Source organism: Paenibacillus mobilis (genome assembly GCF_058267595.1).
The window spans coordinates 23,608-46,550 of the sequence record NZ_JBZCMS010000017.1 but is presented as its reverse complement, the minus strand read 5'-3'; the positions used below and the strand labels follow the sequence as shown (position 1 = coordinate 46,550).

Genomic DNA, 22,943 nt, shown 5'->3' with positions numbered 1-22,943 from the left:
TGTAGGTTAACGCACTAAAGTGCGTGCGCAAAATAAAAAAGACCACCGATGATTAGGCGGTCTTTATCTCGATAATTCTCGTTTAAGCTGCGTATACTCTGCGATTGCCGTCGGTGTGGCGTTCTTCATCGCTTTCTCCTTAGCCTCCGCGAGTAATTGCTCCTTCGTCTTGTCAACGGGCTCGCCGCTGCCCCCGCTAGGGCTGCCGATCGGTTTCGGCTTATCCTGCACGACTTCGGCCAGGTACGGATTGTCAGCTAGCAACGCCTTGACCGCGTCCTCTACGCCTTGGGGGTTGCCGTCATCAGCTACGGTCGCGCCGCTCAAATCCGCCAATTTCAACGCAGCAGTCACGCGATCGGCCGGAATCTTATGTTCGCGAGCCAACGCTCTAAACTCTGCGTTAATCAAACGCTGATTTGCCGTTGTGAGCGCGCCGTTTTTGGCTTCTTCGGCCTCTTGCGCTTTCTTACGCGCTTCTTCTAACTCGGCCTGCAGGCGTTCAGCTTCGGATAATTCCGCCTTCTTACGTTCGCCTTCCGCCTTTTCTAGCGCATCGAGCTTCGCTTTAATATCGTCATAGTCCGCAAACTTTTCGGTCTTCTTACGTTCCCGCGCGATTCGGTCCGCGATAATCTGGTCGAGTTCCGCCTGGGTGAACGTCTTTTCCGGTTCTGGCGTTGGGGTCGGAGTTAGCTCCGGGTCTTCCTCGCCGAATAGCTGCAGGTTTAACGGATATCTATAGCGAATTTGTTCGTTTGTCATTTCGTTTCCTCCCGCGTTTAAGCGCCGCGTAGCGCATGATTTCCGTAGAGTTTAACGTCATTCCACGTCTGGACAAAACAAAAAAACGCCTACAGCGTCGATTCAGGATCGCGCACAGGCGTTATAACGTGTCTGCAATGCGGATGGAATATCTCGCGCCGGTTCAAATCGCCAATATAGCGGTAATCACCGGGCGCATCCGGCGTAAGTTTAACGATTGATCCTTCGTAAAATCTGCACGCATCCGTTGCGCCGTGTCTCGATATACGTGCGTACTGTACTCCGCGCCCTAACGCCTCATTCATCGTGGCGTCCCGGTGCGCGCTTAATAACTTCGTTCTCGTGACCATTTCTACGTAAACTTCCGGCTTCCAACGACGCCCGGCTGCGTCAATAATTCCGGTATTTACCGCGTCGCCGAGCGTTTTGCGCATCCGGTCGAGAATATCGCGCGATATCGTCCGCCGGCCGTTAACGCCTTTTGCGAGATTCGCCCGGAACGAGTCCGCGGTAGCCTGGCGCACGGCTGCGCGAACTTTGCGCTCGACGTTTTGAGTAACCGCTAGCAGATCCGCCTGCGTGTCCGCAATGGCCGAGGCGACGAGCTCCTTATTCACGCGGCTAAACTTCGCAATCTTCTCCGCTTCCTCGACCGTTTCGACTACGCCGAGTCCGATAATCGCCTGAATAACACCATCAGTCGCCGCCTTCGGGATGTTCGCGTTAACCCATTCGGCCGACTCTTCGTTTAGGCCTGCGAGTATCTTCGCAACCGAAGCGAGCGTTGCTTGAGCTTGAGCGCGCGTCATTGCCGATAAGTCCGTGCGTTGCAGTTCCGCCAGGATAGCGGCAACAGCAACGCGGTAAGCGCCAGTTAAACGACTAATTTCGCGCTCATACGTCGGGTCCGGTATTTGCGCGGGCATTAGGCTGCGCCCCCGTTAAATATCGAACTATCCACGGTGCCGTTCGTGCGAATTTCGTCCGCATCAATCCGCTGGACCATTTCCTGTGCCTGCGCATCGCTGACTCCGTCGAGGTCTTTGATCGCGTCGGCAACGGACTGTGTCGGCTTATTGCCCGTCCGAATTTGCGCCACCTCTGCGGCCTCTTTAGGGTCCTGCGGTATGCCGTCGCGCCAGTTGATTACGGGATAAACGGGTTCGTACGGTTCCCATCCAGCTACGCCCCGGTTAGCGTAGTTTTCGAGTTGCATAGCGGTCCAGATAGCGTCCCGGAGAGCGCGGTCAACATGCGCGCGTATCCGATTGACTTTCGCCAGGATCGGCATAAACCGCGCTTTGATTGCGCCTGAATCCGTATGTGATGTGCCTGTGCCGCCCTTATCGTTCGCGAGCGTTGTACCAAACAGCCACTGCGGCGTCTCGCTCATTTGGTAAACGAGGCCAAGCAGGATGTCGAGTTCTTTAAACGCGCCCTCAAGCTGCGAGTCCCACGTCATATACCCAGGAGTCGCGTCGTCCTTTTCTAACGGGATATACCGTCCACCGCCGCGAATCTTATCGTCGCCGTCGTCAAGGTCGCTAGGTCCGTACATCCACGGGTCGCTATGCTTCCAGAGGATATAATCGATCTGCGCGAGACGCTCGTTAATCGCGCTCAATACGCTCTCTACTTTTTCGATCCCGCTGATCCCTTCCCACCGGTCGTCAACCGCCTTATACGGGATGTGGTGGACAAGCAAACGGTCGGTACCCGTTTCTACTACGTCCTCTTCGCGCCCAGTCGGCACTTGTTCGCCGATTGTGTACGTCGATATCGGCACGCCCCAATCGGCGTTTACCGATGTAGCTTCGAGCTTATATCGTTCGTATAGGATGTAGCCGGGCACGTGCCGTTCGACTACGAGATAAGGCGTCGCGTTAACGTATCGCCCGAATACCCACCGCTGTACCAGGCCGGTCGGCTCTTCGACCCACTCAATCCATGCGATGTTTACCGCTTTAAACTTCTTCCGGGAGCCTGCGGATAACTCCGGGAATACGATATTGGCCGGCACAGCTTCGATGATCGGCTCCGGATCTGCCTCGGGCGCCGCTAGTCCGAGCGCTTCCGTTTCGCTTACGTCTGCCCGCGGCGCATAATACGTTTTGATCCACGAGTCGCCGCGATAACCTCCGCCGATAACGAGTTCATGCGTCATCTGCGTAAGGTCGTTTTCCTCTACAATCGAGTCGAGCCGTTCCTGTTCGCGCGTTCCCGGACCGGTTCCGGCTTCGTATGTCGGGGGCTCGCCCGTAAGCAAGTCCGCCGGCTTCGTGAGCAGGATGTCCATGAGGTTAACCGCGATAAATAACGTTTTAAGCTGCGCGGCGTGCGGCGTATCTTTGAGTAGCGACGTCGCCCGGTCATATATTTCCGCGTGGCGACCGTCGAAAATGATACGGCCGCGTTTATAGCGGGCTAATCTCGGAATATCTTCGGCCGGAGGATAGCTGGCCCCCGACGTGAAAAGCTTTGCCAATTCGCGTCCCTCCTTCGTAATTAGTACGCCCATGCGGGTTTATTGCGTATTTGTTTGCGCCCCGTTTTCGCGATGCTGATCGCCATCTCAAGGGCGTCCGGCAAGTCATCGTGTGATCCGGTTGGAAACATTTCGAACTGTTCGAGTAACAGCGCGTGTTTACGGCTGAATTGAATCTCGCCGCTCTCAATCGCGGGCGCCATCGCCTCAATCCGCAGCTCTTTTCGCGACCGCTGATGGATCTCCTTAACGCGCGTGTGTGCCGGGTAGCCCGCGGCCTTGAGCGCGTCTTTTAACTGCATGACGAAGAACTCCTGCGCCGCTTGCGCTTCGGCTGCGATTGCCGTCGGCTGGAACCGCGTAACCTTCTCGACGATTACACGCAAAAAAGCGTCCGGCTTTATCCGTTCGCCGAACGCATCGATAACGTATTTAGTTCCGGTCTGTTTATGGCGCGCGATCGTAACAACCGCGCTGTAGTCGCCGCGTGTTTTACCCATCGCGAAGTCGACCGCTGTATAAACGTCAAACTCGTCGGTCGGCCGTGGGTACTGCGTAAGGAGTTCGCGCAACGGGCCGCCATCCCAATACGTGAATTGATCCGGGTTAAAGATCATCGACTCCTCGTCGATCGGATTGTTTTGATACTCCGTGTTAAACGCCTTCGATCCGTTATCCCATTTCCACGTCATAAGCTTCCAGATCGGCTGCGCTTCCGGCCACAGTACAACTGCGCCGCGGTCCATTTCCTCGCGATTCAACTCGTAAAGCTCGCGCGCATCCTTGACGCGTTGTTCCTTCGGCCTGTCCGGATCTTTATAGACGAGCCGGCACGCTTCCCATAAGTCCATACGCTCGGGCCATTCGATAACCGCGCGATAGACTTTCGATTTGAAGTCCGACCGGTTATTCAGTACGTCGACGAGTAGCGCCTCATGATGGACCGTCGTTCCCATGTAGATAAACGCGGTCTTCTTACCACGTGGATCGCCGAGAGGCATTACGGTCTGCGCGAACCAGTCTTTGAGCTTCTTACGGAGTTCAGGCGTGGCCGCGTTAGATTTTATGTCCTCCAGATCGTCACATACGATAAGATCCGGCCGAACGCCGTTCCAGTTACGTCCGCGTAGCGCCTGACCGGTCGATGCCGCTTCGACCTTCGTGAGCAGCTTTTTCGTTCCGTCCTCGCGCGGTTCCCAGGCGATAAACTCCGAGCTGTTATCCTTCGGGTTCTCCTGTTGCTTCGGCGAGAGCAGCGGACCGAAATCCGCCCGCAGCTTCGCATTGCCCCGTAGCTGCATCGCGATCCAATCGAGGTTCGCGCTGGATACCGCCGGCGTTTCCGAAATGATAATCTGATATTTACGTTTTCTGTACGCGATCTCCCGTATCGGAAACGCCTTGGATAAGTACGTAGATTTAGCGTGAGAACGCGGCGCCGCCTCCGCGACCTTATCGTTGGTGTGGACGTTCGATACATCGTCCATTAGCGCGCAAATTTCACGGTGAAAATCAGGTGCTTCGTCGTACGCGGTGATATCGAATTCGTCCCAGTTACCGTCGTTGCCGGGATTACGCGCTTCCGAGAAATATTCGAGCGCAAACTCGATCAGATTCGTTTCGCAGCGGTGGATTCGCGTTTGGCGTTCGTATTCCGCAATCTGCGCCTCGATCTCCGCCGCGTCATCCGGACTCAAGTCGGCGATATCTACGCCGTCGAGTACGTCGAGTAGCGCTGCTATTTCCGCGATCTTAGCTTCGCGTTCCTTGCGCGTTAGCCATTTACCGTTGACCCATGCGATAGATATCACCTCCTCTCCGTTAAACTGGCGCTGATAGCCTTAGCAAATTGCGCCGCTTACTGCGTCCTATCTTTATCCAGCCGGCCTTTAAAAAACAAAAGCCCGGATTCGCGCTCCGGACTTTCGATTGGTCTACGTATGTTATTATGCCGTCTGGTGGGGGCGTTCCCCACTCACGTAATGTAATCTCGATAGCTTCACGTATTAATTCCGAACTCAGATGCGCCGACTCGTTACGGAAGATGGTGCACTCCCACGCATCTATACCGTCATCACGGATTCCCGACCAGGTAACCCAAACGGCATCGGCGTTCTCCGTTTTTAGTACGAGGTTTCGACCGGGCCGACAAAATTGCGGAGATCCCACCTTTTGACGCGAGTAATGGCGGTCGGCCAGTTTGCGACAGTCTTGATCGCCTTTATTCGTTATCACCCACTGAGCCAAACATTCACCTCCGTTTAATTAGCGAATTTTAACGTGAAATTAGCGCATTTACCCGCTGACGGGTGTATTCGTGTGTCCTGCGGCATAAGTCCGCTAATTTCACGGTGATTTTACGTGATAAGTCCAAACGTTATTTTTGATGCGCGGATTTTTCGGTGACCAGAAAACGCCCCCTCGCGGACACCCCTTGGAGGTAATGCGTTACCGCACTAAAGCGTTAACGAAACGGGGCGAATCCGGTGAATATCGAAAATCAACGATATGCATCGTTTATGCACGTTAAATTACGTAAAATAATATTTTGACGTAATGATGACGCGAGGAAACCAGCGCCGTATCAACGTTTTGACTGTTGCGTATAATTACGCGTTATGCATCGCATATACATTTCCAGTTGCAGACGTAATAAAAGCGCGCACCGACGCCATTTGTCGCCAACACGCGCTGGTAATTTATTCACCGTATTTCCCGCGTTATCCACACGTTTATTCAACGCATATACAACGTCGATTTCCGCATAAAACTCCGTGCGGTGACGCTTTACTACGGTGAAGTCGAAAGTTTTACGGAGGGTGCGCGTCAGGAGGCGCTAGTAGGTGAAACGTACGCAATCCGCAGCCGTCCGCAAACCCTCCGCCAGTCCCGCTTCATATAATGCCGCAATTATTCGCCACTTTCCGATTTGTCCCGTTTATACGCAGCGATACGCTTTGCCAACGCGTCCAGATCCGGCTCACCGTCGCCCTTCACCGTTACCTCCGATGTCTCCGTCAGCATTCCGCCAACCTGCAGCGCAAGCTTTGCCATCGCCGCATTGCGGTCTTGTATTGCGATATCTACGAGAGATGACGCGAGCTCCGGCAGCTTAGCGTCGTTCAGCCGCTTAATCTCGCGCTTATACTCGGCGTCAAACGCGGCGTTCTTCCGCCAGTTATCGAGAGTACGGACGGACACGCCCGCTATCTGCGCTATCTCTTCGTAAGTCTTGCCCGCTTTCTTTGGTTGCGCTAACCATCCGATCGCGATGTACTGTTCTGGCGTAAGTGACTTCGCCATATTAACGCCTCCCTCCGTAAATAAAATAGCGCAGTTCATACGCACAGGCATGACGTACAAACTGCGCTTATCCTCCGAATCTAACTAACGCGTACATTCCGATAAGTATCGGTAACCAAAACACGTGATGGATTACGCCTTGTAAGAGCGTAAACTCACGCGTATACGGACGGAAGTATAATCCGGTTAGTAAATACGCTATAACGATAAATAACGCGAGCATTAACGTAATCCCTCCGCTCACTTAGCGTTCGCTTTACGCGTGTAAACGTATAATAACGTTCTGGGTTTTGCCTACATGAGATACTTCTTTGAGTTTGCTTCATGGCTGACATTAACGATCATTAAGAGCAAACATCCTCACGCGGCCTTTGGCCTTGCCCGCCACCTATCGGTTCCGGAATAACTTTTATCGCGACTAAAATATATCTCACTAGGGACGTGTTCTTTGGCCCGCAGTGACCGGGCCGCTCTTGCCCGGATCTAACTCCGCAGTATATGGAACGACACGCGTAAATTACGGAGTAACAAAGACTAGATATAATTTTACCCGTAAAACGTCGAAAAGCCGCGCCACCAAAGGGAGGAACGGCATTTTCACATGTCCGAATAAAGTCACTTTTTTCGCCGATTTGTCCGAATAAGGTCACTTTTTTAAGCGGCCAATCCGTTAAATTTCGCAATCAGCGAATCATCTGGCGTCTTGTTTCCGCGATAGAACACGCTAGGATTAAACTGGAACATGCGTTGCGGCCCGACAGATGTGCGCGCGATAACGTACTCACCTCCGAATTTCATATGCGGAAGCCTACGCGTCAATGTCTTCTCGTCGACTCCGATCGCGGCCGCCAGACTCTTACCGTTAAACCAACGGACTTTATTCGGGTCGCGTTCAGTAGGATTCGAACAGAGTGCGTTGTTACTAACGTGAACATACGGAAGCATCCGGTACATTAAGCCGAGATCCACCGCTTTAACCTCGCGATAAGCCTGGCGCACCTTTGCCGTGTATGTTCGAATGACTGCGCGATTCTGCGTGGCTCCGCGAAAGTGGTATCGCGGATTAACGAAATAGCTGCCGTGTCCATCCTCCGTTATGATACCGGCGTCTAAACACGCGCTCATAAAGTCGTAGAAGGTGCTGCGCTTACGTTTAAGCTGCAGAACGTCGAGCATGTCTGCGCTATTCATTGAGTCGCCGCTAGACTTAGCGATGCGCCCTCCGTCATAGTCAACGTAGCACTGTAAAACGAGCAAATAACCGCACTGTGCCGTTGTTAAGCGCTCAATTACGTAATGGATATCGTCCATAGACGTAAAAGTAAAGCCGGAATTTCGGCCCTTAAACGTCTCGCGGTCGAAGTGGTCAACGGCTCCTTTGCGTTGCGCCTCTGTTGTGACGCGGTCGCCGTGTTCGAGAACTGTTGCGTATACGAGTTCGCCAGTCTCCGGGTCTGCTAAGCGTCTATTCTCAGCCATTGCCCACCGCCTCTTCTAACTCACGCAGCGCTTGCGTAGCTTTCTTGGCTTCGCGCTGAATCGCTTTAAGCCCACGGATCGTTTCCGCAATATCTACATTAATTTTAACGTTCGTTTCGCCAATGTTTCCGGCCATGAGCAACGTCTCCCTTTTCGTTAAAATAAAAAAGCCCGGATTTCTCCGGACGGCGTTCGTTTAGCGGAGCCTTTCGGGCATCCGCGGGGCGCGTTGGCCCAATGTTCCCAAACGGGAGTAAGACCGCGCAACGGCGGCCTCTACCTATATAGACGTGAGATTACGTAAAATGCAGGTATTATGCGGCAATTTGACGAAATAATTTACGAGGAGGTGGTCACATGATTGCGGAATTGAGGAAAGATATTAAGTCATACCCCCGCGCGAGAAAGATCATAATCAACAAAGAATTGCTTGAGGTAATGAAACTGGAATTTGACCCTAGCCCGGAAGGAGAACAAGGCCTTGTTGAGTGGTTTCCTGAACGCAATTGGACATTCGATCGGATTCCAGTCGAGGCGTCGAATGAAATACCCAAGTGGGCTATATTCGTCGCCAAAGGAACTATAACTATTTTATAAATAAGATGCCCACTAATCTCAACCGGTTAGTGGGCATCGCTTTTGGCATGTCGAGTATTTATTAGTTCCTCCCCGCTTTTTCCAGGACAACTCGCCGTGTACTAACCAAGACGGGGCGTCCGCCAGAGTGTTCGATCTCACATTGCTGATTTTTATCGTCATAGATGGCCATGTAACCCATTGGCGACTCATCAAAGCTGTACCCCTCCGGCAACATATATTCTTCCGGTTCGGAAACCTCCCCAACAAACTCAAAACTAAGGCGATCCCCAACAAGTGCAAATCCATATCGCTGATCCCATCCCTTGACCGCTTTGAAATTCTCCCACTTGTACAGTTCGACTTTTTGTCCCATTATGACGACTCCTTTCGCTCATCCGGCATCCCCGGCTTATTGCTGTTTCCGCGCACTCCCTTGATGCGTCTTAAATATAGCATGCCTATACGACAATGTATAGGGGAACAGATACGAACATAATGTTAATTACTTGAATAAGTGGCTAACCGTCTCGCCCCTCCACGTTTTTTGCTTAATGTCATCAAACGGAGGCAAGGTTCCGCGTCGTAGACGGTCCGCTATAGCTCCACGCGTCACCCCGATAGCCTTCGCTAACTCGGATTGATTATAGTGCTGCGGCTCGATATCGTTCGGACCGTACGTGCGGCCAGACGGACTAACCAAAGCTCCTCCATCGATTCTCCACCCATCCCAAGGTCCCGATCCTTTCCACGCGTTACTCATTAGTTTTACCCTCCAAAGCTTCGATGTACGGTTGGTGATATTTGCTTTCCCCCGCTTTCCTTGCGGCGGCGGCCGCCTCAACTGTGTTATGGTCGCCGAGGAAATATGACTTTCCTTTAACGCATATTCGTGCGCGGAACACTTCGCTTCCATCCTTACGCTTCCGTACAGTTACGCCCTTAACGCCGGTACTGCTATCGCTTCTGACCCTGCTTTTAAGTACAGGCGTGTACACTCCCTCAACACGCAGGTTTTCCTCGTCGTAGCGTTGGACTTCCGCTCCTCTTTCTGCGCGCAAGCACCCGCACGACTTTGTGGTCCCGTTGCGTAAGTTTAGTGCGTCAACACTGACGTTTTCCCGACCGCAGTCACACCGGCAGATCCAGTGTACATGGCGCTTTGCATCCGTCTCACCTCGGCCGACTACGATGAGCTTTCCGAATTGCTTACCGGTCAGATCGTCAAGGTTAGTCTCGCTTGCTCGCTCGCTTTGGTAACATCCGCATGACGTTGTGTGTCCGTTCCGCAAGTTGGGCATCGTTACCGACACCTCGCTGCCGCACTCGCATCGACATAGCCATCTGCGAGTGTACCCTTTACGTTCGATTTCCTTTATTACGGTAAGCCGGCTGTACCGTTCGCCCGTCAGGTCGATCAATTGCCTGGCCATTACGCAATCGCCGCCAGTATAAAGTTTTGGTCAACCGCGCGGACACCGCCGCCCACTACTTGGAAAAACTCGCGACGCCGACCGTCATTATACTCGTAAAAGCCTGCCGACAGACGGAATACCTTCTCGCCGTACTCGTTTGTACTGTCTTGGCTCAAAAACTCCCGCTCCATTTTGTACGAGGCATGTGGGCCCACAATTTTCGCCACCCAAGTGCGGAATTTGCGAGTGTCTGCCGCCAGTTCGAAGTCTACACGAGACCGGGCTGCCTTGGTGTTTTTCCACGCTTGCTTTTAAAGCTTCTGCAAAATAGTCCTTAACAGGGCCGCCGAACCGTGCCGCTCCTTGTCTTGCAATCATCCATGCCGCCTTCATTACGTTAATCATTTTACTTACCCCTCGCGTCTGTTATTGTTGTCTTTATTATACCCTCACTATACCATATCGTATAGGGGAACGAATGCGAACGTAGTGTTAAATTTTACCGCTAACGAAACGCTTGAATAACGAACATATATTCGCATATAATACGATTATAACAAACAAACGTTCACATTCGGAGGTTGAGCGCATGAAAAGAGATCCCGTTATAATGCTTGCGGACTGTCAATCGTTTTACGCCTCGGTAGAAAAAGCGGCCCACCCGGAATACCGAGATAAGCCGCTAGCCGTGGCCGGAGACCCCGCGCGAAGGTCCGGCATTATCCTCGCCGCGTGCCCGATCGCAAAATCGTTCGGCGTCTCAGCGGCAGAGACGCTAGGCGACGCGTTGCGCAAGTGTCCGGATCTGGTCGTTATCCGTCCGCGAATGCAAACGTACATAGACGTATCGCTTGCAATAACGAAGATATACGAATCGTTTACGGACTTGGTCGAGCCATTCTCGATCGACGAGCAGTTTCTTGACGTTACCGGATCGCTTGCCTATTTCGGATCGCCCGAAGCCATTGCGCGCAGCTTGCAGACGCGCGTCATGCTCGAAACCGGCGTGTGGATACGCGTCGGCATCAGCTCAACGAAGATCCTCGCGAAAATGGCAACGGACATGTTCGCGAAGAAAAATAAATCCGGCATATACACGCTGCCAAAATCGGACATTGCGGAGCGCCTGTGGCCGCAGCCGGTAGGTAAAATGTTCGGCGTTGGCTCGCGAATGGCCGCGCATTTTAACCGGATGGGTATTTATACTATTGGAGGTATCGCGCGCCTGCCCTTATACGAGCTTAAACGTAAGATGCGCGCGGTTATGGGACGGAACAGCGACATACAAGCGGAGTTGTTTTGGCAGACGGCGAACGGGATCGACGACAGTCCGGTATCGCCCGCCACCCATGACATGCAAAAAGCGGTCGGCCACTTTATGACGTTGCCGCGCGACTATAACAGCCGCGACGAGATTGACGTTATATTGCTCGAACTCAGCGAAGAAGTCTGCCGCAGGAGTCGCGCGAAGGGCTATATGGGCCATATCGTTTCGGCTGGCGCTCGGGGCGCGGACTTAGCCCGCCCAACCGGATTCAGCCGCCAGATGACGCTGCCCGACCCGACTAACATTACGAACGAGGTTTATGGCGCGGCCTCTACGATATTTTACCGCCATTGGGACGGCCGACCGGTGCGTCAACTGGGCGTGACACTATCCGGATTGTGCCCGGATGACGAATACCAGTTTACGCTATTTGACGACCGCGAGCGTGTCCGCAACCTTGAGCGCGTCACCGACGACATCAAGACCCGTTACGGCGGTCATGCGATCCTACGCGCGTCTTCGCTACTCGATAGCGGCCAGGCGCTCGAACGAACGTCTAAGATCGGAGGACACTACAAATGAGCAAAAAGCTAACGGGAAACGGCCGGTGGGAATCGTCGCGCATGATGCTGCCGGAACATCGCGAAGTCATTATAACGCATCGGCTGTCGCAGTCTCGCCGGATTAAGCCGCAGAAGGACCCGCAAGAGCTCGAAATGATCGACTGGGCTCTCGCGCAATCTCTCACGTATCAAGTTCCAGTAACTGTCCACCTGTTTGACGCGATTGAAGACCGCGATATGACGGGCACGGTGAAAACGATACTGTCGCATAAGCGCGAGTTTAAGTTCGCGCACGGCGGCGAGCTGGAGTGGATATCGATCGAGGACGTTGTATACGCGGAAATAGACCACATTGGCGAGTAGCCTCCGTGGTCTATTCGTTTGTTACGCTGCATCCGGAAGAATAGCCGTGGCCTCGCTGTGATATTCCGCCACATTCCGGTCCTGCCACGTGAAGTCGTACGTGCTGATCATTTCGCCGTGCCATTCGATTTCCTTGCCGGCCCCGAGCGTTAACTCGTTCCAACGATAGGGTCCGCCCACATACGTTCGGCTCGCAACTCGGTATCCGTCGCTGCTACCGTTACCATGCGAAAACATGAACGCGCTGACGTCTTTGACGCTATGCCACGAAGGTATGTGCGGATATAAGTTCGAGCGCACGAGATAGTCATCCGTAAAGTCTTCGAGCAACTCGTCAAGCTGCGTTAATCCATCGCCCCACTTATCCGTCCGCTTGCCGTTCTTGTCGTAGCCAATGTCCATCACCTGCGCGAAGTAGGCCGGGGGCTGCCCCGCAAGAAACTCCGCGCCGTACTCCGTAATATCCCCGTAATCGCTGCCCGCGATAGATCCCCAACGTTTCTCGGCCGTTGGAATGAGCGGAGTTCCGGGCGGCGCCTTCCTTACGATGAGGATTTGCGTTGGGATCGTCGTACCGGTCAGCGCGAATGTCTCACCCGGCAGCATTACGGTCGCAACGTGCCAACACGTTTTATACAACATTTGGCGCACTTTATCCGCATATCCCGCGTAATTAATCCCCATCGGAAGCACAAACGCAATGTAGCCGCCCGGCTTGGCCGCTTTTATCGCGAGTTCTATAAACGCGATCTCCGACTTCCCCTTCGCGCGACCCTTCGTGACTCTCAGCGTCTCGAATACGTCAGGTAACTCCGCGGCATCAATGTCAATATTTACGCCATACGGAGGATTACCGATCACATAATCGTAATAGTTGCGTCTGCCGTGCATAAACGCATCGCCCTGAATGACGTTCGCGTGTGGATAGAGGAGGGACGTCACCCTCGCGCTGATCCCGTCGAGCTCTAGCGCGGTGACCTCGAAGTCTGACGGCTTTGAGGCGTCTTTAGGCGCGAGATGCTCGATAAACACACCGCTGCCGGCCGAGGGCTCAAGAAAGCGAGAGCCAGGCGCAAATTCTCCGCCAGATAGACCGCGTAATGCTTCGATAACGAACCGCGCGACGTGAGTCGGCGTATAAAACGCGCCTCCTGCGTATGCGTTCGGGAGCAGGCCGCCGGTTGACGTGTAGTTTTCGCGAAGGAACGCAACGTCCTCCGCCGTTATCTCACTGCGCGGTTTGGCTACGATCGCCATCGATTTAACGTTACCGTCCCAGCGCGCCCGTGACGCTTTACCCATTAGGACACCTCCTCCGGACTCTCCACCGTTATCTCATTTACAGCGCTCATTTCTTCCGCCCACCGCCGTCCAATTCCGCGACACTGCACGAACGACTCGCTTGCCTCTTCCATGACCTTGCCCGGAGCCGTATCGCGCTTATATTGGGCGGCCCTGGCCTTGTTGCGAATTCTTGCGTCAGCATCAACGCGCCAATGCTCGTAAGGCGTGCGTCCCCTTTTCGTCGGCACTCGGTAATCGCGACCGTCCGATCCGCGTGATTCTGCCGCACTGTCTGACGTTTCCCGGTCACGCCGGAGTTCAAGCTGCGAATCGGACATGAACGGATACTTGTTGTGCTCGATCTTGTACGGGTCCGGGTCCGTAATCTCATCGTAAAGCACGGCGTCAGTGAGCCGGTCCATAAGCGCGGCATCCGCAGGCACCGGAGATGGGCGCTCGGTCGGCTTTTTGCCAACGAGTGCCCTACGCTCACTTTCCGCGTACCAATCGTCAAGCGCCCGTTGATTAAACTCGCCGTGCGCCCGGTAATAGTCATCCTGGATGGCGGCCACAACGCCCATTCGCGTTTCACGGTCGCGGATATTGTACGAGCGCCCTCCGTACTCAAACGGGATAGGCGCGCCGGACGCTTTAAAGTGCGTGCGCAGGGCCGACTCGATGTCGTGCGTTACTTCTGCGGTGACCTCGCGGTATGTTTTCGCCATCAAGCCGCCTCCCCTTTCGTAATCTCTTCATACTCTACGTCAATCGCTCCGTAATCCCATCGCTGATACACGCCGGCAATCTTCGTCACCGCCTCGTCGACCGCCTGGGCCAACGTTTGGCGCGCCACGCCCATAATCGCGGCCGCCACCGCTTGCGTTAAATCAACGCCGTAAACCCATGCGATTGCCTCCGTCTGGCGCTCCGTTAGGCCGGCCGAGTTAATCGCGCTGTGGAGGTCGATGAGGATATCGCTGGCCGCCGTGTCGCCGCGAAATCTGGCCGAGCTGATCCGGTGGCGGTCGCGTAATAGCGCCTTAACTCCGTCCGCGTCGTTGAGTGCGTATTTTACCGTGTAGATTCGCGCCTGTTTCTCCGTGTCGACTTTTACATGCCCGATGATAACCGTCCCCTTCCGTTATTGGAGCGGCCCTGCGCTATATGAACGATGCCGCGCGCATTTGCCGCCATTTTTCGTTACTCGATCGAAAAGTCCGCCTCGATTACACCGCGCGCCTTGATTACGATTGACTCGACCCACGCGTGCTCGCAGCGGTCGTGTATCGGCGTATCCGCCATCTCGTAGACATCGGTCACCGTGTCGCCCGCGTAAATCTCTCCGCCACACCACGCGCAGTAACAAACTACGCGCGGCTCATCGGTTGGGCCCGGCGGTTGGAACCGGTATTCCGGCGTTTGCATCCGCACTCACCTCCGCCGCATCTCGCTCTGCCGGAACGCGATCGTCATATCGGCGCCCCTTCAACTGGTCAATCCGTCCGTACATATAACCGGCCTCGAAACCGCGCCGGTATTCTTCGCGATGGTTCACGCGGCATCACCGCCTTTTAACGCCAGATACCGTACGATCTCGTCAATCTGCGCGTAGAGAGCGTCAAGCGATCCGTCATTTACAACGGTAAAGTCCGCCGCATATCCGTCGAGCGCCGTTTCCGTCCCGTGCATCAAGTCCGCGTATTCAAACGTGTCGCCCGATTTGATGGCGCGGTCGATGCGGAGAGCGTCCGGTGCCTCGACGCGGATCAGTACGTAGCCAGCGCATTGGAGAGCGTCATATTCGTTCGGCTGACGCACATCCGTTACTACTGCATGGAAGGATGCATCGTAAAGGTACTCGTAACCTGCGTCCCATTGTCCGATATTATCGAGACACTTACGCACCCATACGTCAGGATCGCGCTCGCGCATCGCCTGGCCGAACCATTGGTAGAGTTCGCGCGGCTTCGTTCCGGGCGCAGGCTCACCGAATATCTCGTGAGCATAGCGTTTAAGCTCGTCGCCGAACGCGAATTGCGTGTATCCGTATTTTGACGCGAGATAATGGCCGACAACGTCCTTGCCGCTACGCAGGCGGCCGATAAGTCCGATGTTAGGAAGTGAACGAAGTGGCGTCGGCATCGGCGGTCACCTCGCTTTCAGGACGCAGCTCGAACGCGCCGATTGCGTTGTTCATATTCGTCTGTGACCGTGTGGTTGACGTCCCTTGCGTCAAATTCTCCGCGCAATACATCGACGCATAGACTCCGCCACCAGACGCACCGGCCATCGCTTTCATTACGGTGCTGAGCCGGACACGGTCGCCGACACGCCAGTCTCGGAACGTCTCTGCGCTTGTTTTACGAATTACCGAAGATATGACGAATATCTCGCTATAAAGTCGGATCATTAGGCGGCCACCTCCGTTCCTGCGGCAGCTTCGCGGCTGTCGTCGAGAATGATCGCTAGTTTATCCCCGTTAAGGTCTCCGCCGTACGCAGACTCACTGATACGCTCCTGTGATATATCCGATGCGATAAGCGTTAAGTTTTCGCCAGGCTCTACGCTGGTTACTCGGTACTTCGCGCCATACGCAATAACGCCCGGAAACGTCACGACATCCCCAACGCGAACATCCGTCGGCATCGGCGCGTCCAGATATTCCGCAGGAACTTCGAGTCCAAGCGCACGTCTTAGCGCGATTGCACGTCCGATATGAGCGTTGAATACTTCGCCTGGTGCGCATTTTGCGATACCGCGATGGGCGACCACTGCCCCACTATACGGGCGCAGCAGGCATACGACGGTTCTCTTATCGCGATCAATAACGAACCCAGCGCGGTATAATCGGGAGCCGCGCGGATACACCACGTCACCAGAGCCGTTCCAGTGGCGTTTACTTAGCGCATCAACGTCAGCCTTCGCGCGCTCAACGATCGCGTCACGCTGAGCCTGCGGTGATCTCCGCTCTCTTACCTTCCGTGAAGCCTCCGCGACTGTTTCGGCCTTCGGCGCTTCAAGAGCGGACACACGCTTTTTGACCGTAGCAATCTCGCCCCCGATGCCTTCTTCGATGAGAACGATGTCTTCGCGGGCTACCCGCAAGTCAATCGCAGCGCGTTTGTGCCAGTCGTAAATTGCGTTCATGCGCGTCTCCAATTGCGCGATGCGAGTCGTCAGAGTTGCGATATTTTCCGCGGCCTGCTCCGCCGAGCTGCGCGACGATAAAGGCGCGGCCGGGCGTGAGGAGAGCGGGGCAGGCGCAGAGTCAACCGATTCGAGGACGAGATATCCGAGATAGCCCATCGTCCACACTCCGTCTTTGTATACGTAATCGTTACCGTTACCGCTAAAATCGAAAATCTCGTCCCCCAACGCTCTAGCAACGTTGCCGACGCGGAAAAATCTACCGTCGCACGAACCGTCTCCATCGACTAGTTCCGTTACAATCACGCGCTCGCCCACCGCGGCCTTACGGTCGACCATGCGGAAGCGCTCAGGGCCGTTAGGCCCGTCGATGACGAGGATTTCCGTAGGCTCGAGGACGAGATATCCGGAACTTACGTCCGGCTTACCTACGCAACAGTGGCAGTCGGGGAAATCCGCCCAAAGATCTCCGTCTTTATCGAAGTCTCCAGCGACACCTACGCCTCCGTCCGAGAAAAACGGCTCGCAATCTCCCGTCGCTTTAATTCGTTCACCGACGTCAGCCTCCCGCTTAACCTCGCGATACTCCCGCCGCACGCCGCCAAGTGATTCGTCTTTCAATACCGTAATTTGTTCGCTCATTTAATCCGCTCCCTATTTGGCCGCATGGCCTATTTTTATTTCTACCGGTTGCCTCCCGAATTGCCTTGCGCTATCCTCATCCGCAACAAGTACGTCAATCTTCGCGCCTTTAATCGCGCCGCCTGAGTCTAACGCAATCGCGCCGAACTCGTAACCGTTAGCCAGACGCACCGCCACGATCGAACCGAGCGCGATAACGTCCGGATCGACCGCAATGACGCGGTAGCCTTCGTAATACTGCGTATCCCTCACGTCGTAGCCGGTCCGTGTAATGCCGGAGCAGCCTTCCGAACACATCGCGATATAAGCCGTTGCAGTGAAAGTGCTCCACCGCTCCGGTTCTTCCGTCGCTTCAAACGATTGCCACCGTGCCGCTTCGTCTGTTGGCGCAGACTTCGCGGTTATTGGCTCCGGAGATTTAACGATTGCCTGATTCGTTAAATCACCGTGAGTGTTCGGCGGCACTCCGTTAATTCCGATTAAGAACGCGAGAAATAGTTCGTAGACGCTGCGCCATGCTTGCGCGTTTGCTATGCGGCCTCCGCGAATACTGCTTCGATTTCGGCGAGGAGTGCGGCTTTGGCCTCGGCTGCCGTGATTTTGACGACGGCGTCTGCGGATGCCCAATCGGACGCTTTGCGGTCTGCTGATTCGAGGTGGTACGGAACATTAGACGAATCTGTCCGGTCGACACGCGCGATATCGCCTTCCGCGAAATCATCGTTATAGCTGCGACCAATTACGCGGACCCAATCGCCGGGGTTTATCGCGAGATCCGCTTCGAGCTGCGCGATTTCAGCGGTTAGGGCAGCGAGCTGGGCGCGTTTGGCTGCGAGAATGTCATTGGCGTTAGTGGAGCGTCGGAATACAGAAAACCAACGAATACCGATTGCGTAATCTAACTCGCCCCGGAGCCCTTCTGACTCGCCAACATCGTCGAGAAACCCGATTGCTGAATCTTTCTCTATATCTACCATGTAAAATCCGCCTCTTGTTATGTCCGCAAGTGTTGAATTGTTATCGCACAGGACAATATCACCTAATGCGACGTCTTCCTCCGTCTTCACGTAACGCGCGCCTTCGTACTCGATCTCCGTATCACTAATCGTTTTAACTCCGGTTAATTGCGCCATTTAAGCGTCATCCCCTTCGAATAGATTCGTTTCAACTAACGCCACCGTCCGCGCATCCTGCAGCGCCGTAATCATCGCCCCGCGCTCGTACATGTTCGCGCCGATGCTCAGCGTCTCGGCCCGGCCGTCGCTGCGGATGGCTCCGACAATAACACCGGTTATTTCAGCGTTGCGAGCACGTTCGGCCAGCACTTCAAGTTGCGCGGCGACTTCGTTCGGGAACGGGATGATTTCCGCGCTCATTCTGCGACCTCCTCTACGTGAGCTACCGCATTAACGGAGGCGCCGTCGTCCATGTTACGGGTTATTGTACTAACCGCTCCGTCCTCGATACTTCGCAGTCTCTCGATCTGTTCCTCCGCGGACAATCCGTCCCACATGGCGTTGTCCTCGTCGTCAAGTGTATACTGCGCGCTGATTTCTACGATAAGCTTCCGCAATTAATCCGCCTCCCTTTCACTAAAATACGGAGCCGACCACGGGTCAACCTTTACGATCTCATCGCGAATGCTGACCGCCAGCTCAGCGATTTCCCACTGCGCTCCGTTGCCCGGCCGCCTCTTCGCGTAGAAATCGAGCAGTGTCCGCAGGTTTCCAGTCATGACGAGATTGCACGTTGCGGCCTGCGGAAGGACCATGCGTGCGTCTTCGGCTGGAACGCCGACCTCGCGTAAACGGTCGTAATATAGTTGCGCGTCGGCCATCGCGTCCGTGTATACGTCCACCGCGTCCCACTCTGCGAAAGTACCTTCGTTAAGGATTTTATCGCGCGTAATAGTCGCCGGCGTCACGTAATCGAATCCGCCGCTCTTATCTCCGCTGCCGAACCGCACGTAACGCTGACTTTGCACGCTAAACGATAGGTGACGGTGCCGCGTTAGCTGGGCAAGAAGTGCGCGGCTTACGCCTTCGATCGCGAACGTGTACGTCAAATGCTCGAGAGTCGACGTGTGACCAGACCGCGTAATGTGCCGGAATAACCGGTCGGCCTCTGTGCCTCCTTCGCCATCTGACGCCGTGTTACCGAAATACTTGGCGCCCTCCTTCGCGACGATCTCCGTTGGCTTGAGCGGTGAGTAACACGTTCGGATTGCGGTGAGCGCTACGGCTGCGCGTTCGTTAAGATCTCCGTCCATGTACGGATTGCACATTTGCCGAGATATACCGACGTCTTTTTCGTAATCAAATTGCGATAAAAACACGCCAGACAACGCTGTGTGCGCGATTAGCTGTATGTTCAATGTCCGTTAGACCTCCTCGTCAATAATCCGTAAACTAGCATGGGCAACCATGCAGCAGCGACCGCCAGGACAAACAGCGCCTTCTTCCAATAGGCCGACAGGAACTCCGCACGCGCGAGTGACGTCGTTGCGAGCATAAGCCCGGCGACTACGTATAGTACCGATAGCCCTACGATTAAGTCAGACGTCGTCATCATCCGCGCCCTCCCGGTACAGTTTGACGGCCTTGTGTGCGCGGTCGGCAGTGCGTGCTTCGAGTGCGGATACAATCACGCTGTAAACGGTCATCAACGTGGAGATAATGAGAATCGCGAAAATGTACGGATTTGCGAGCATAAATTGCGTCATTGTTAGGACACCTCCGCCACGCTCGGTAATGATGCGAAGAGTCGTCGCGCACCTTCCGCGAGTTGCTCCGCAGTGACTCCGGTTGACCCGAAACCGCCGGCCCCTCGCTCAGTCTCGCCTAGTTCCGCAACTTCCTCGAAGGTAACTTGCGGATACGGAAGGACGAAACCTTGCGCAACTTTATCGCCTTTGCGTACGATGTACTCCCCGCCCAGCAGGTTCACACCTACCGCCTCTGTCCCGTCGATGAGCGTCGGCCATTCACAGTAATCGTCGATAGGCAACGGTAGCCGCGTGTTCTCGAATATCATGTTGACCTCCCCGCGATAATCCGCATCAATTACGCCGATCCCGTTTGGTTGGCGCAGCTTCGTTTTCAGCGCGATGCCGGATCGCATACAAACGAGGAGCATGTGTCCTGCCGGAATATCTAATGCGAAGCCCAGCGGCACAAGTGCGGTCTCGCCTGGCGCGATTACCGTATCCTCTACCGCCACGAGATCAAAGCCGGCCGCAAGTTCCGTCGCATACTTCGGGATGACGGCGTCCGGGTGAAGCCGCTTGAATTTAACGTTGATTACGTTCACTTACGCCACCTCCGCTTTGATGTCCGCGATTAGCTGCGTAATAGAATCCCTAAGATGACCGTCTGCTTCCTCTTTTGATAGTGCGTCAGCCGCCGCCTCCCCGAGGGCTACAAGTCCGTCGATCTCAGCGATTGTTTCCGCGTCCAATTCAAGGCCGACCTCCTCGCTCGTTACGATATGTGTGACCGCCGCCAATGCTACGATTTTAAATAACGTTTCCCCTTTCATATCACGCCACCTCTTCCGTTTGAATATTTCCACGAGCCTCAAGAGCCGCAAACTCCGCCGGCATATCGTGATTGCGCAGAATGTCCTCGACGATGCCGACCGCCGGATGACGCTCGACTTTCGCCAGGTTAACATGATCGAAAATGTCGTGCGCGCCGACTTCGTACAACCCACTCAGCAACTGGTAGAGCCCGTTACTCTTCGGCGTGCGCAGCCTTGCGTCGTCAACCTGCGCGAAGTTACCGCAGAATATGATCTTCGTTCGGTCTCCGAGGCGCGTTGCTACGCCGTGCATCGTGCCGACGTCGAGGTTCTGAACTTCGTCCACTATCACGTAGGAATCGTGAAACGTGCCGCCGCGCAACGTTTGAATCGGATCGAAGAAGATACGGCGCTTACTCTCGTCGCCCTCCGTCAAATAACGGAATGTCTGCTTGGCCGCCGGTGTCATCGCTTCGAGATTATCGAGGAACGGCCGTAAGAACGGATATGTCTTTTCGTTGATGTCGCCGGGCAGGAATCCGGTATCCTTTCCGAGATGCACCTGCAGACGAGTATAGATGAGTTTGCGGAAGTCCCGGTCCTCAACTACGCGCTGCATTCCGACCGCTTGCGTGATTAGCGTTTTGCCGCCGCCAGCCGGCCCGGTAAGGAACAAATACGGCTTATCGTTGGCTGACGCTCGCGCCGCCGCTTTCTGTCCGTCGTTTCGCGCGGTTACTCCGTAAAATGCCATCCGATTTCCTCCTCCGTTTAGTTATCGCTACGATCAAACGCCAAGATTACGTAGAAGAATACGGACTGAACCATCGCGATACCTACCGTTACGCCGTCAGGCGCGTACACTCCGCAAAAGAAGAGCACGGCCGCCACCGCCCATATTAGCGCGAACGCTGCGTAACCGAGATTAGCACCGCCCATCTCGTACGTAACCGCCAATCGCCGCGACCATGATTACCGCGATAAACCAGCGGCTCGGCTCGTAAATGCCCGCGATGTAAAGCGTCGGCAGTCCCGCAAATGCTACGGCGGCCGTCGGCGCTGAGTACCCGCGTCAACATTAAGCGGCCTCCTGCGCGGTGCTGGCGCTGTAGTCAACGTCGGTGTCGTCGATTACGGACTCACCCCCAAAGATGGGCATCCAAAACTCGAAACCCGTCTCATCCAGGTACGTATATCCGCGGTCCGGGCTAGTGAATCTGAATCCTACCGTTCCGTGGCCGCTGTTTGACGTTCTTGTCCTGTGCGTAGGTTTCCACGCATAAATCGCGGTTCCGTCCGACAAGATCGCTCCTTTGCGCGGCTCGTCCGGATGTGGAGAGTTAAGATATTCGTCAGGCACCGTCAGGCCGAGCGCTTTCCGTGCCGCGATCGCTTTGCCGATTTCCAGGTGGAATACGTCGCCTGATGCGCAGCGTGCTACGAATTTAGCGTCAGGCAAGCGGTTGGTACTCCGCCCAACATTGACTAGCGCGGTTACCGTACGTTTGTCCCGGTTAACGTGGAAAGTCAACGTATAGACGCGGTTGTGAAACGGGGTTCCCTTCGGCAAGTCCGAATGATTGTCGTGACCGATACGCACAAGCTCCGCAACATCAGCGCGTGCCTTTTCGATAACTTCCGCGCGCTTCTGCGTAGCTGTTAATGGCGCTATTACTCCTACGCCGTTTACCGTAACGTTCCCAGCCGAGTCGACCGCGAACACTGGCGCTTCCTCACCGAGCAGCTTCCGGATAGCGTCCGCGTTGTCGAGTACGAATGCGCGGAAATTATCGTAGAGCGGATCGGATGCGAGCGGTGATTCGAGGACTACGTATTCCTCGTCAAATAGTGCGCGAGAGCCTACTCCGTCAATATCTGCACGTACGCTGGGGCCGCTAATCTCTCCCGTAACCGTGCCAAAATCTCCGCTTGAGTATCCGAAATTGCATATCGGGTTAACCACCTTAATCCGCTCACCTACGCGAGCCTTACGTTTAACTTCCGTCATCCTATCGTCTCCTCTCGGCCTCGGCCGTTTAGTTGGCGCGGTGATTTGCGCCTTATACTTACTTGTTGCCGGCCGTCCTCCGTTCGCACACTAATTCGAAAAAAAAAACGGAGCAACCCGCAGGCCA

30 protein-coding genes and 2 pseudogenes are annotated in these 22,943 nt (G+C 54.8%); 4 read left to right on the top strand and 28 right to left on the bottom strand.

The annotated features are described in order from the left end of the window. Positions 1-63: 63 nt before the first annotated feature. The 7 genes from AC3ZPD_RS21555 to AC3ZPD_RS21525 form a co-directional block, all read right to left on the bottom strand. Positions 64-765: a phage scaffolding protein gene (locus AC3ZPD_RS21555; RefSeq protein WP_490986324.1), complete on the bottom strand. Its 702-nt coding sequence runs from the start codon at positions 763-765 to the stop codon at positions 64-66. Between the two features lie 89 nt (positions 766-854). Next, positions 855-1,574, bottom strand: coding sequence for a phage minor capsid protein (locus AC3ZPD_RS21550; protein WP_490986323.1), 720 nt, complete (start codon positions 1,572-1,574; stop codon positions 855-857). A gap of 116 nt (positions 1,575-1,690) precedes the next feature. Continuing rightward, positions 1,691-3,250 carry a phage portal protein gene (locus tag AC3ZPD_RS21545; RefSeq protein WP_490986322.1) on the bottom strand — a complete coding sequence of 520 codons (1,560 nt, stop codon included), beginning with the start codon at positions 3,248-3,250 and terminating at the stop codon, positions 1,691-1,693. A 20-nt stretch (positions 3,251-3,270) separates the two neighbouring features. Further along, positions 3,271-5,061 (bottom strand): phage terminase large subunit, encoded by a 1,791-nt coding sequence (terL, locus tag AC3ZPD_RS21540; RefSeq protein WP_490986321.1) that lies wholly within the window; start codon positions 5,059-5,061, stop codon positions 3,271-3,273. 1,099 nt (positions 5,062-6,160) lie between these two features. Beyond that, positions 6,161-6,553 carry a hypothetical protein gene (locus AC3ZPD_RS21535; protein ID WP_490986320.1) on the bottom strand — a complete coding sequence of 131 codons (393 nt, stop codon included), beginning with the start codon at positions 6,551-6,553 and terminating at the stop codon, positions 6,161-6,163. A 654-nt stretch (positions 6,554-7,207) separates the two neighbouring features. After that, on the bottom strand, positions 7,208-8,032 hold the full coding sequence (locus AC3ZPD_RS21530; protein WP_490986319.1) for a hypothetical protein: 825 nt from the start codon (positions 8,030-8,032) through the stop codon (positions 7,208-7,210). After that, a complete protein-coding gene (locus AC3ZPD_RS21525; protein ID WP_490986318.1) occupies positions 8,025-8,168 on the bottom strand; it encodes a hypothetical protein in 144 nt (47 codons plus the stop codon). The genes AC3ZPD_RS21530 and AC3ZPD_RS21525 overlap by 8 nt, the downstream gene beginning before the upstream one ends. A gap of 221 nt (positions 8,169-8,389) precedes the next feature. Between AC3ZPD_RS21525 and AC3ZPD_RS21520 the strand changes: the two genes are divergently transcribed. Then, positions 8,390-8,629 (top strand): DUF1905 domain-containing protein, encoded by a 240-nt coding sequence (locus AC3ZPD_RS21520; RefSeq protein ID WP_490986317.1) that lies wholly within the window; start codon positions 8,390-8,392, stop codon positions 8,627-8,629. Between the two features lie 61 nt (positions 8,630-8,690). On the opposite strand, the gene AC3ZPD_RS21515 is transcribed toward AC3ZPD_RS21520, so the two are convergent. The 4 genes and pseudogenes from AC3ZPD_RS21515 to AC3ZPD_RS21500 all read right to left on the bottom strand — a co-directional run. Beyond that, a complete protein-coding gene (locus tag AC3ZPD_RS21515) occupies positions 8,691-8,984 on the bottom strand; it encodes a hypothetical protein (RefSeq protein WP_490986316.1) in 294 nt (97 codons plus the stop codon). A 129-nt stretch (positions 8,985-9,113) separates the two neighbouring features. After that, entirely contained in the window at positions 9,114-9,371 is a 258-nt protein-coding gene (locus tag AC3ZPD_RS21510; RefSeq protein ID WP_490986315.1) for a DUF3653 domain-containing protein, read from the bottom strand. A gap of 669 nt (positions 9,372-10,040) precedes the next feature. Further along, positions 10,041-10,322, bottom strand: a pseudogene (locus tag AC3ZPD_RS21505) (hypothetical protein); the annotation flags it as partial. Between the two features lie 25 nt (positions 10,323-10,347). After that, a pseudogene (locus AC3ZPD_RS21500) lies at positions 10,348-10,416 on the bottom strand (hypothetical protein); the annotation flags it as partial. 196 nt (positions 10,417-10,612) lie between these two features. Between AC3ZPD_RS21500 and AC3ZPD_RS21495 the strand changes: the two are divergent. Together AC3ZPD_RS21495 and AC3ZPD_RS21490 are read left to right on the top strand one after the other, a co-directional pair. Then, on the top strand, positions 10,613-11,872 hold the full coding sequence (locus tag AC3ZPD_RS21495) for a DNA polymerase IV (RefSeq protein ID WP_490986314.1): 1,260 nt from the start codon (positions 10,613-10,615) through the stop codon (positions 11,870-11,872). Beyond that, complete coding sequence (locus AC3ZPD_RS21490; RefSeq protein ID WP_490986313.1) at positions 11,869-12,216, top strand: YolD-like family protein; 348 nt, start codon at positions 11,869-11,871, stop codon at positions 12,214-12,216. Before AC3ZPD_RS21495 ends, AC3ZPD_RS21490 begins: the two co-directional genes overlap by 4 nt. A 21-nt stretch (positions 12,217-12,237) precedes the next feature. Here the strand turns inward: AC3ZPD_RS21490 and AC3ZPD_RS21485 are convergent, their stop codons facing one another. From AC3ZPD_RS21485 to AC3ZPD_RS21465, 5 genes are all read right to left on the bottom strand, one after another. After that, a complete protein-coding gene (locus tag AC3ZPD_RS21485) occupies positions 12,238-13,518 on the bottom strand; it encodes an HsdM family class I SAM-dependent methyltransferase (RefSeq protein WP_490986312.1) in 1,281 nt (426 codons plus the stop codon). Continuing rightward, positions 13,518-14,225, bottom strand: coding sequence for a hypothetical protein (locus tag AC3ZPD_RS21480; RefSeq protein ID WP_490986311.1), 708 nt, complete (start codon positions 14,223-14,225; stop codon positions 13,518-13,520). Before AC3ZPD_RS21480 ends, AC3ZPD_RS21485 begins: the two co-directional genes overlap by 1 nt. Further along, complete coding sequence (locus tag AC3ZPD_RS21475; RefSeq protein WP_490986310.1) at positions 14,225-14,359, bottom strand: hypothetical protein; 135 nt, start codon at positions 14,357-14,359, stop codon at positions 14,225-14,227. Before AC3ZPD_RS21475 ends, AC3ZPD_RS21480 begins: the two co-directional genes overlap by 1 nt. Before the next feature lie 519 nt (positions 14,360-14,878). Beyond that, complete coding sequence (locus tag AC3ZPD_RS21470; RefSeq protein WP_490986309.1) at positions 14,879-15,055, bottom strand: hypothetical protein; 177 nt, start codon at positions 15,053-15,055, stop codon at positions 14,879-14,881. Continuing rightward, positions 15,052-15,432, bottom strand: a complete 381-nt coding sequence (locus tag AC3ZPD_RS21465; RefSeq protein ID WP_490986308.1) for a deoxynucleotide monophosphate kinase family protein — start codon at positions 15,430-15,432, stop codon at positions 15,052-15,054. The genes AC3ZPD_RS21470 and AC3ZPD_RS21465 overlap by 4 nt, the downstream gene beginning before the upstream one ends. A gap of 197 nt (positions 15,433-15,629) precedes the next feature. On the opposite strand from AC3ZPD_RS21465, the gene AC3ZPD_RS21460 reads away from it, so the two are divergent. Further along, the gene (locus AC3ZPD_RS21460; RefSeq protein ID WP_490986307.1) at positions 15,630-15,764 is read left to right on the top strand and encodes a hypothetical protein; all 135 of its coding nucleotides are present in this window, start codon (positions 15,630-15,632) and stop codon (positions 15,762-15,764) included. 145 nt (positions 15,765-15,909) lie between these two features. Here the strand turns inward: AC3ZPD_RS21460 and AC3ZPD_RS21455 are convergent, their stop codons facing one another. The 12 genes from AC3ZPD_RS21455 to AC3ZPD_RS21400 form a co-directional block, all read right to left on the bottom strand. Further along, positions 15,910-17,289, bottom strand: a complete 1,380-nt coding sequence (locus AC3ZPD_RS21455) for a hypothetical protein (RefSeq protein WP_490986306.1) — start codon at positions 17,287-17,289, stop codon at positions 15,910-15,912. 12 nt (positions 17,290-17,301) lie between these two features. After that, positions 17,302-17,754 carry a 3D domain-containing protein gene (locus AC3ZPD_RS21450; RefSeq protein ID WP_490986305.1) on the bottom strand — a complete coding sequence of 151 codons (453 nt, stop codon included), beginning with the start codon at positions 17,752-17,754 and terminating at the stop codon, positions 17,302-17,304. 65 nt (positions 17,755-17,819) lie between these two features. Next, positions 17,820-18,422 (bottom strand): hypothetical protein, encoded by a 603-nt coding sequence (locus tag AC3ZPD_RS21445; RefSeq protein WP_490986304.1) that lies wholly within the window; start codon positions 18,420-18,422, stop codon positions 17,820-17,822. After that, the gene (locus AC3ZPD_RS21440; protein WP_490986303.1) at positions 18,423-18,665 is read right to left on the bottom strand and encodes a hypothetical protein; all 243 of its coding nucleotides are present in this window, start codon (positions 18,663-18,665) and stop codon (positions 18,423-18,425) included. Further along, the gene (locus AC3ZPD_RS21435) at positions 18,662-18,862 is read right to left on the bottom strand and encodes a hypothetical protein (RefSeq protein WP_490986302.1); all 201 of its coding nucleotides are present in this window, start codon (positions 18,860-18,862) and stop codon (positions 18,662-18,664) included. The genes AC3ZPD_RS21440 and AC3ZPD_RS21435 overlap by 4 nt, the downstream gene beginning before the upstream one ends. Then, entirely contained in the window at positions 18,863-19,573 is a 711-nt protein-coding gene (thyX, locus tag AC3ZPD_RS21430; RefSeq protein WP_490986353.1) for an FAD-dependent thymidylate synthase, read from the bottom strand. It abuts the gene before it with no gap. A 270-nt stretch (positions 19,574-19,843) separates the two neighbouring features. After that, the gene (locus AC3ZPD_RS21425; protein ID WP_490986301.1) at positions 19,844-20,011 is read right to left on the bottom strand and encodes a hypothetical protein; all 168 of its coding nucleotides are present in this window, start codon (positions 20,009-20,011) and stop codon (positions 19,844-19,846) included. 2 nt (positions 20,012-20,013) lie between these two features. Next, complete coding sequence (locus tag AC3ZPD_RS21420; protein ID WP_490986352.1) at positions 20,014-20,589, bottom strand: dUTP diphosphatase; 576 nt, start codon at positions 20,587-20,589, stop codon at positions 20,014-20,016. A gap of 9 nt (positions 20,590-20,598) precedes the next feature. Further along, a complete protein-coding gene (locus AC3ZPD_RS21415; RefSeq protein ID WP_490986300.1) occupies positions 20,599-20,826 on the bottom strand; it encodes a hypothetical protein in 228 nt (75 codons plus the stop codon). A gap of 1 nt (position 20,827) precedes the next feature. Beyond that, positions 20,828-21,562 carry a PhoH family protein gene (locus AC3ZPD_RS21410; RefSeq protein WP_490986299.1) on the bottom strand — a complete coding sequence of 245 codons (735 nt, stop codon included), beginning with the start codon at positions 21,560-21,562 and terminating at the stop codon, positions 20,828-20,830. A gap of 17 nt (positions 21,563-21,579) precedes the next feature. Continuing rightward, positions 21,580-21,747, bottom strand: a complete 168-nt coding sequence (locus tag AC3ZPD_RS21405; protein WP_490986298.1) for a hypothetical protein — start codon at positions 21,745-21,747, stop codon at positions 21,580-21,582. 139 nt (positions 21,748-21,886) lie between these two features. Continuing rightward, the gene (locus AC3ZPD_RS21400; protein WP_490986297.1) at positions 21,887-22,816 is read right to left on the bottom strand and encodes a hypothetical protein; all 930 of its coding nucleotides are present in this window, start codon (positions 22,814-22,816) and stop codon (positions 21,887-21,889) included. Positions 22,817-22,943: the final 127 nt, after the last annotated feature.

Bases quoted from the DNA above. Each gene is read 5' to 3' on its own strand.
- AC3ZPD_RS21425 (WP_490986301.1), bottom strand. From the start codon at position 20,011: ATGACGCAATTTATGCTCGCAAATCCGTACATTTTCGCGATTCTCATT.
- AC3ZPD_RS21495 (WP_490986314.1), top strand. From the start codon at position 10,613: ATGAAAAGAGATCCCGTTATAATGCTTGCGGACTGTCAATCGTTTTAC.
- AC3ZPD_RS21555 (WP_490986324.1), bottom strand. From the start codon at position 765: ATGACAAACGAACAAATTCGCTATAGATATCCGTTAAACCTGCAGCTA.
- AC3ZPD_RS21415 (WP_490986300.1), bottom strand. From the start codon at position 20,826: ATGAAAGGGGAAACGTTATTTAAAATCGTAGCATTGGCGGCGGTCACA.
- AC3ZPD_RS21405 (WP_490986298.1), bottom strand. From the start codon at position 21,747: ATGGGCGGTGCTAATCTCGGTTACGCAGCGTTCGCGCTAATATGGGCG.
- AC3ZPD_RS21480 (WP_490986311.1), bottom strand. From the start codon at position 14,225: ATGGCGAAAACATACCGCGAGGTCACCGCAGAAGTAACGCACGACATC.
- AC3ZPD_RS21520 (WP_490986317.1), top strand. From the start codon at position 8,390: ATGATTGCGGAATTGAGGAAAGATATTAAGTCATACCCCCGCGCGAGA.
- AC3ZPD_RS21400 (WP_490986297.1), bottom strand. From the start codon at position 22,816: ATGACGGAAGTTAAACGTAAGGCTCGCGTAGGTGAGCGGATTAAGGTG.
- AC3ZPD_RS21440 (WP_490986303.1), bottom strand. From the start codon at position 18,665: ATGAGCGCGGAAATCATCCCGTTCCCGAACGAAGTCGCCGCGCAACTT.
- AC3ZPD_RS21515 (WP_490986316.1), bottom strand. From the start codon at position 8,984: ATGGGACAAAAAGTCGAACTGTACAAGTGGGAGAATTTCAAAGCGGTC.
- AC3ZPD_RS21510 (WP_490986315.1), bottom strand. From the start codon at position 9,371: ATGAGTAACGCGTGGAAAGGATCGGGACCTTGGGATGGGTGGAGAATC.
- AC3ZPD_RS21530 (WP_490986319.1), bottom strand. From the start codon at position 8,032: ATGGCTGAGAATAGACGCTTAGCAGACCCGGAGACTGGCGAACTCGTA.
- AC3ZPD_RS21410 (WP_490986299.1), bottom strand. From the start codon at position 21,562: ATGGCATTTTACGGAGTAACCGCGCGAAACGACGGACAGAAAGCGGCG.
- thyX (WP_490986353.1), bottom strand. From the start codon at position 19,573: ATGTGCAATCCGTACATGGACGGAGATCTTAACGAACGCGCAGCCGTA.
- AC3ZPD_RS21445 (WP_490986304.1), bottom strand. From the start codon at position 18,422: ATGGCGCAATTAACCGGAGTTAAAACGATTAGTGATACGGAGATCGAG.
- AC3ZPD_RS21525 (WP_490986318.1), bottom strand. From the start codon at position 8,168: ATGGCCGGAAACATTGGCGAAACGAACGTTAAAATTAATGTAGATATT.
- AC3ZPD_RS21455 (WP_490986306.1), bottom strand. From the start codon at position 17,289: ATGAGCGAACAAATTACGGTATTGAAAGACGAATCACTTGGCGGCGTG.
- AC3ZPD_RS21550 (WP_490986323.1), bottom strand. From the start codon at position 1,574: ATGACGCGCGCTCAAGCTCAAGCAACGCTCGCTTCGGTTGCGAAGATA.
- AC3ZPD_RS21535 (WP_490986320.1), bottom strand. From the start codon at position 6,553: ATGGCGAAGTCACTTACGCCAGAACAGTACATCGCGATCGGATGGTTA.
- AC3ZPD_RS21475 (WP_490986310.1), bottom strand. From the start codon at position 14,359: ATGGGCGTGGCGCGCCAAACGTTGGCCCAGGCGGTCGACGAGGCGGTG.
- AC3ZPD_RS21485 (WP_490986312.1), bottom strand. From the start codon at position 13,518: ATGGGTAAAGCGTCACGGGCGCGCTGGGACGGTAACGTTAAATCGATG.
- AC3ZPD_RS21465 (WP_490986308.1), bottom strand. From the start codon at position 15,432: ATGCGCGAGCGCGATCCTGACGTATGGGTGCGTAAGTGTCTCGATAAT.
- AC3ZPD_RS21490 (WP_490986313.1), top strand. From the start codon at position 11,869: ATGAGCAAAAAGCTAACGGGAAACGGCCGGTGGGAATCGTCGCGCATG.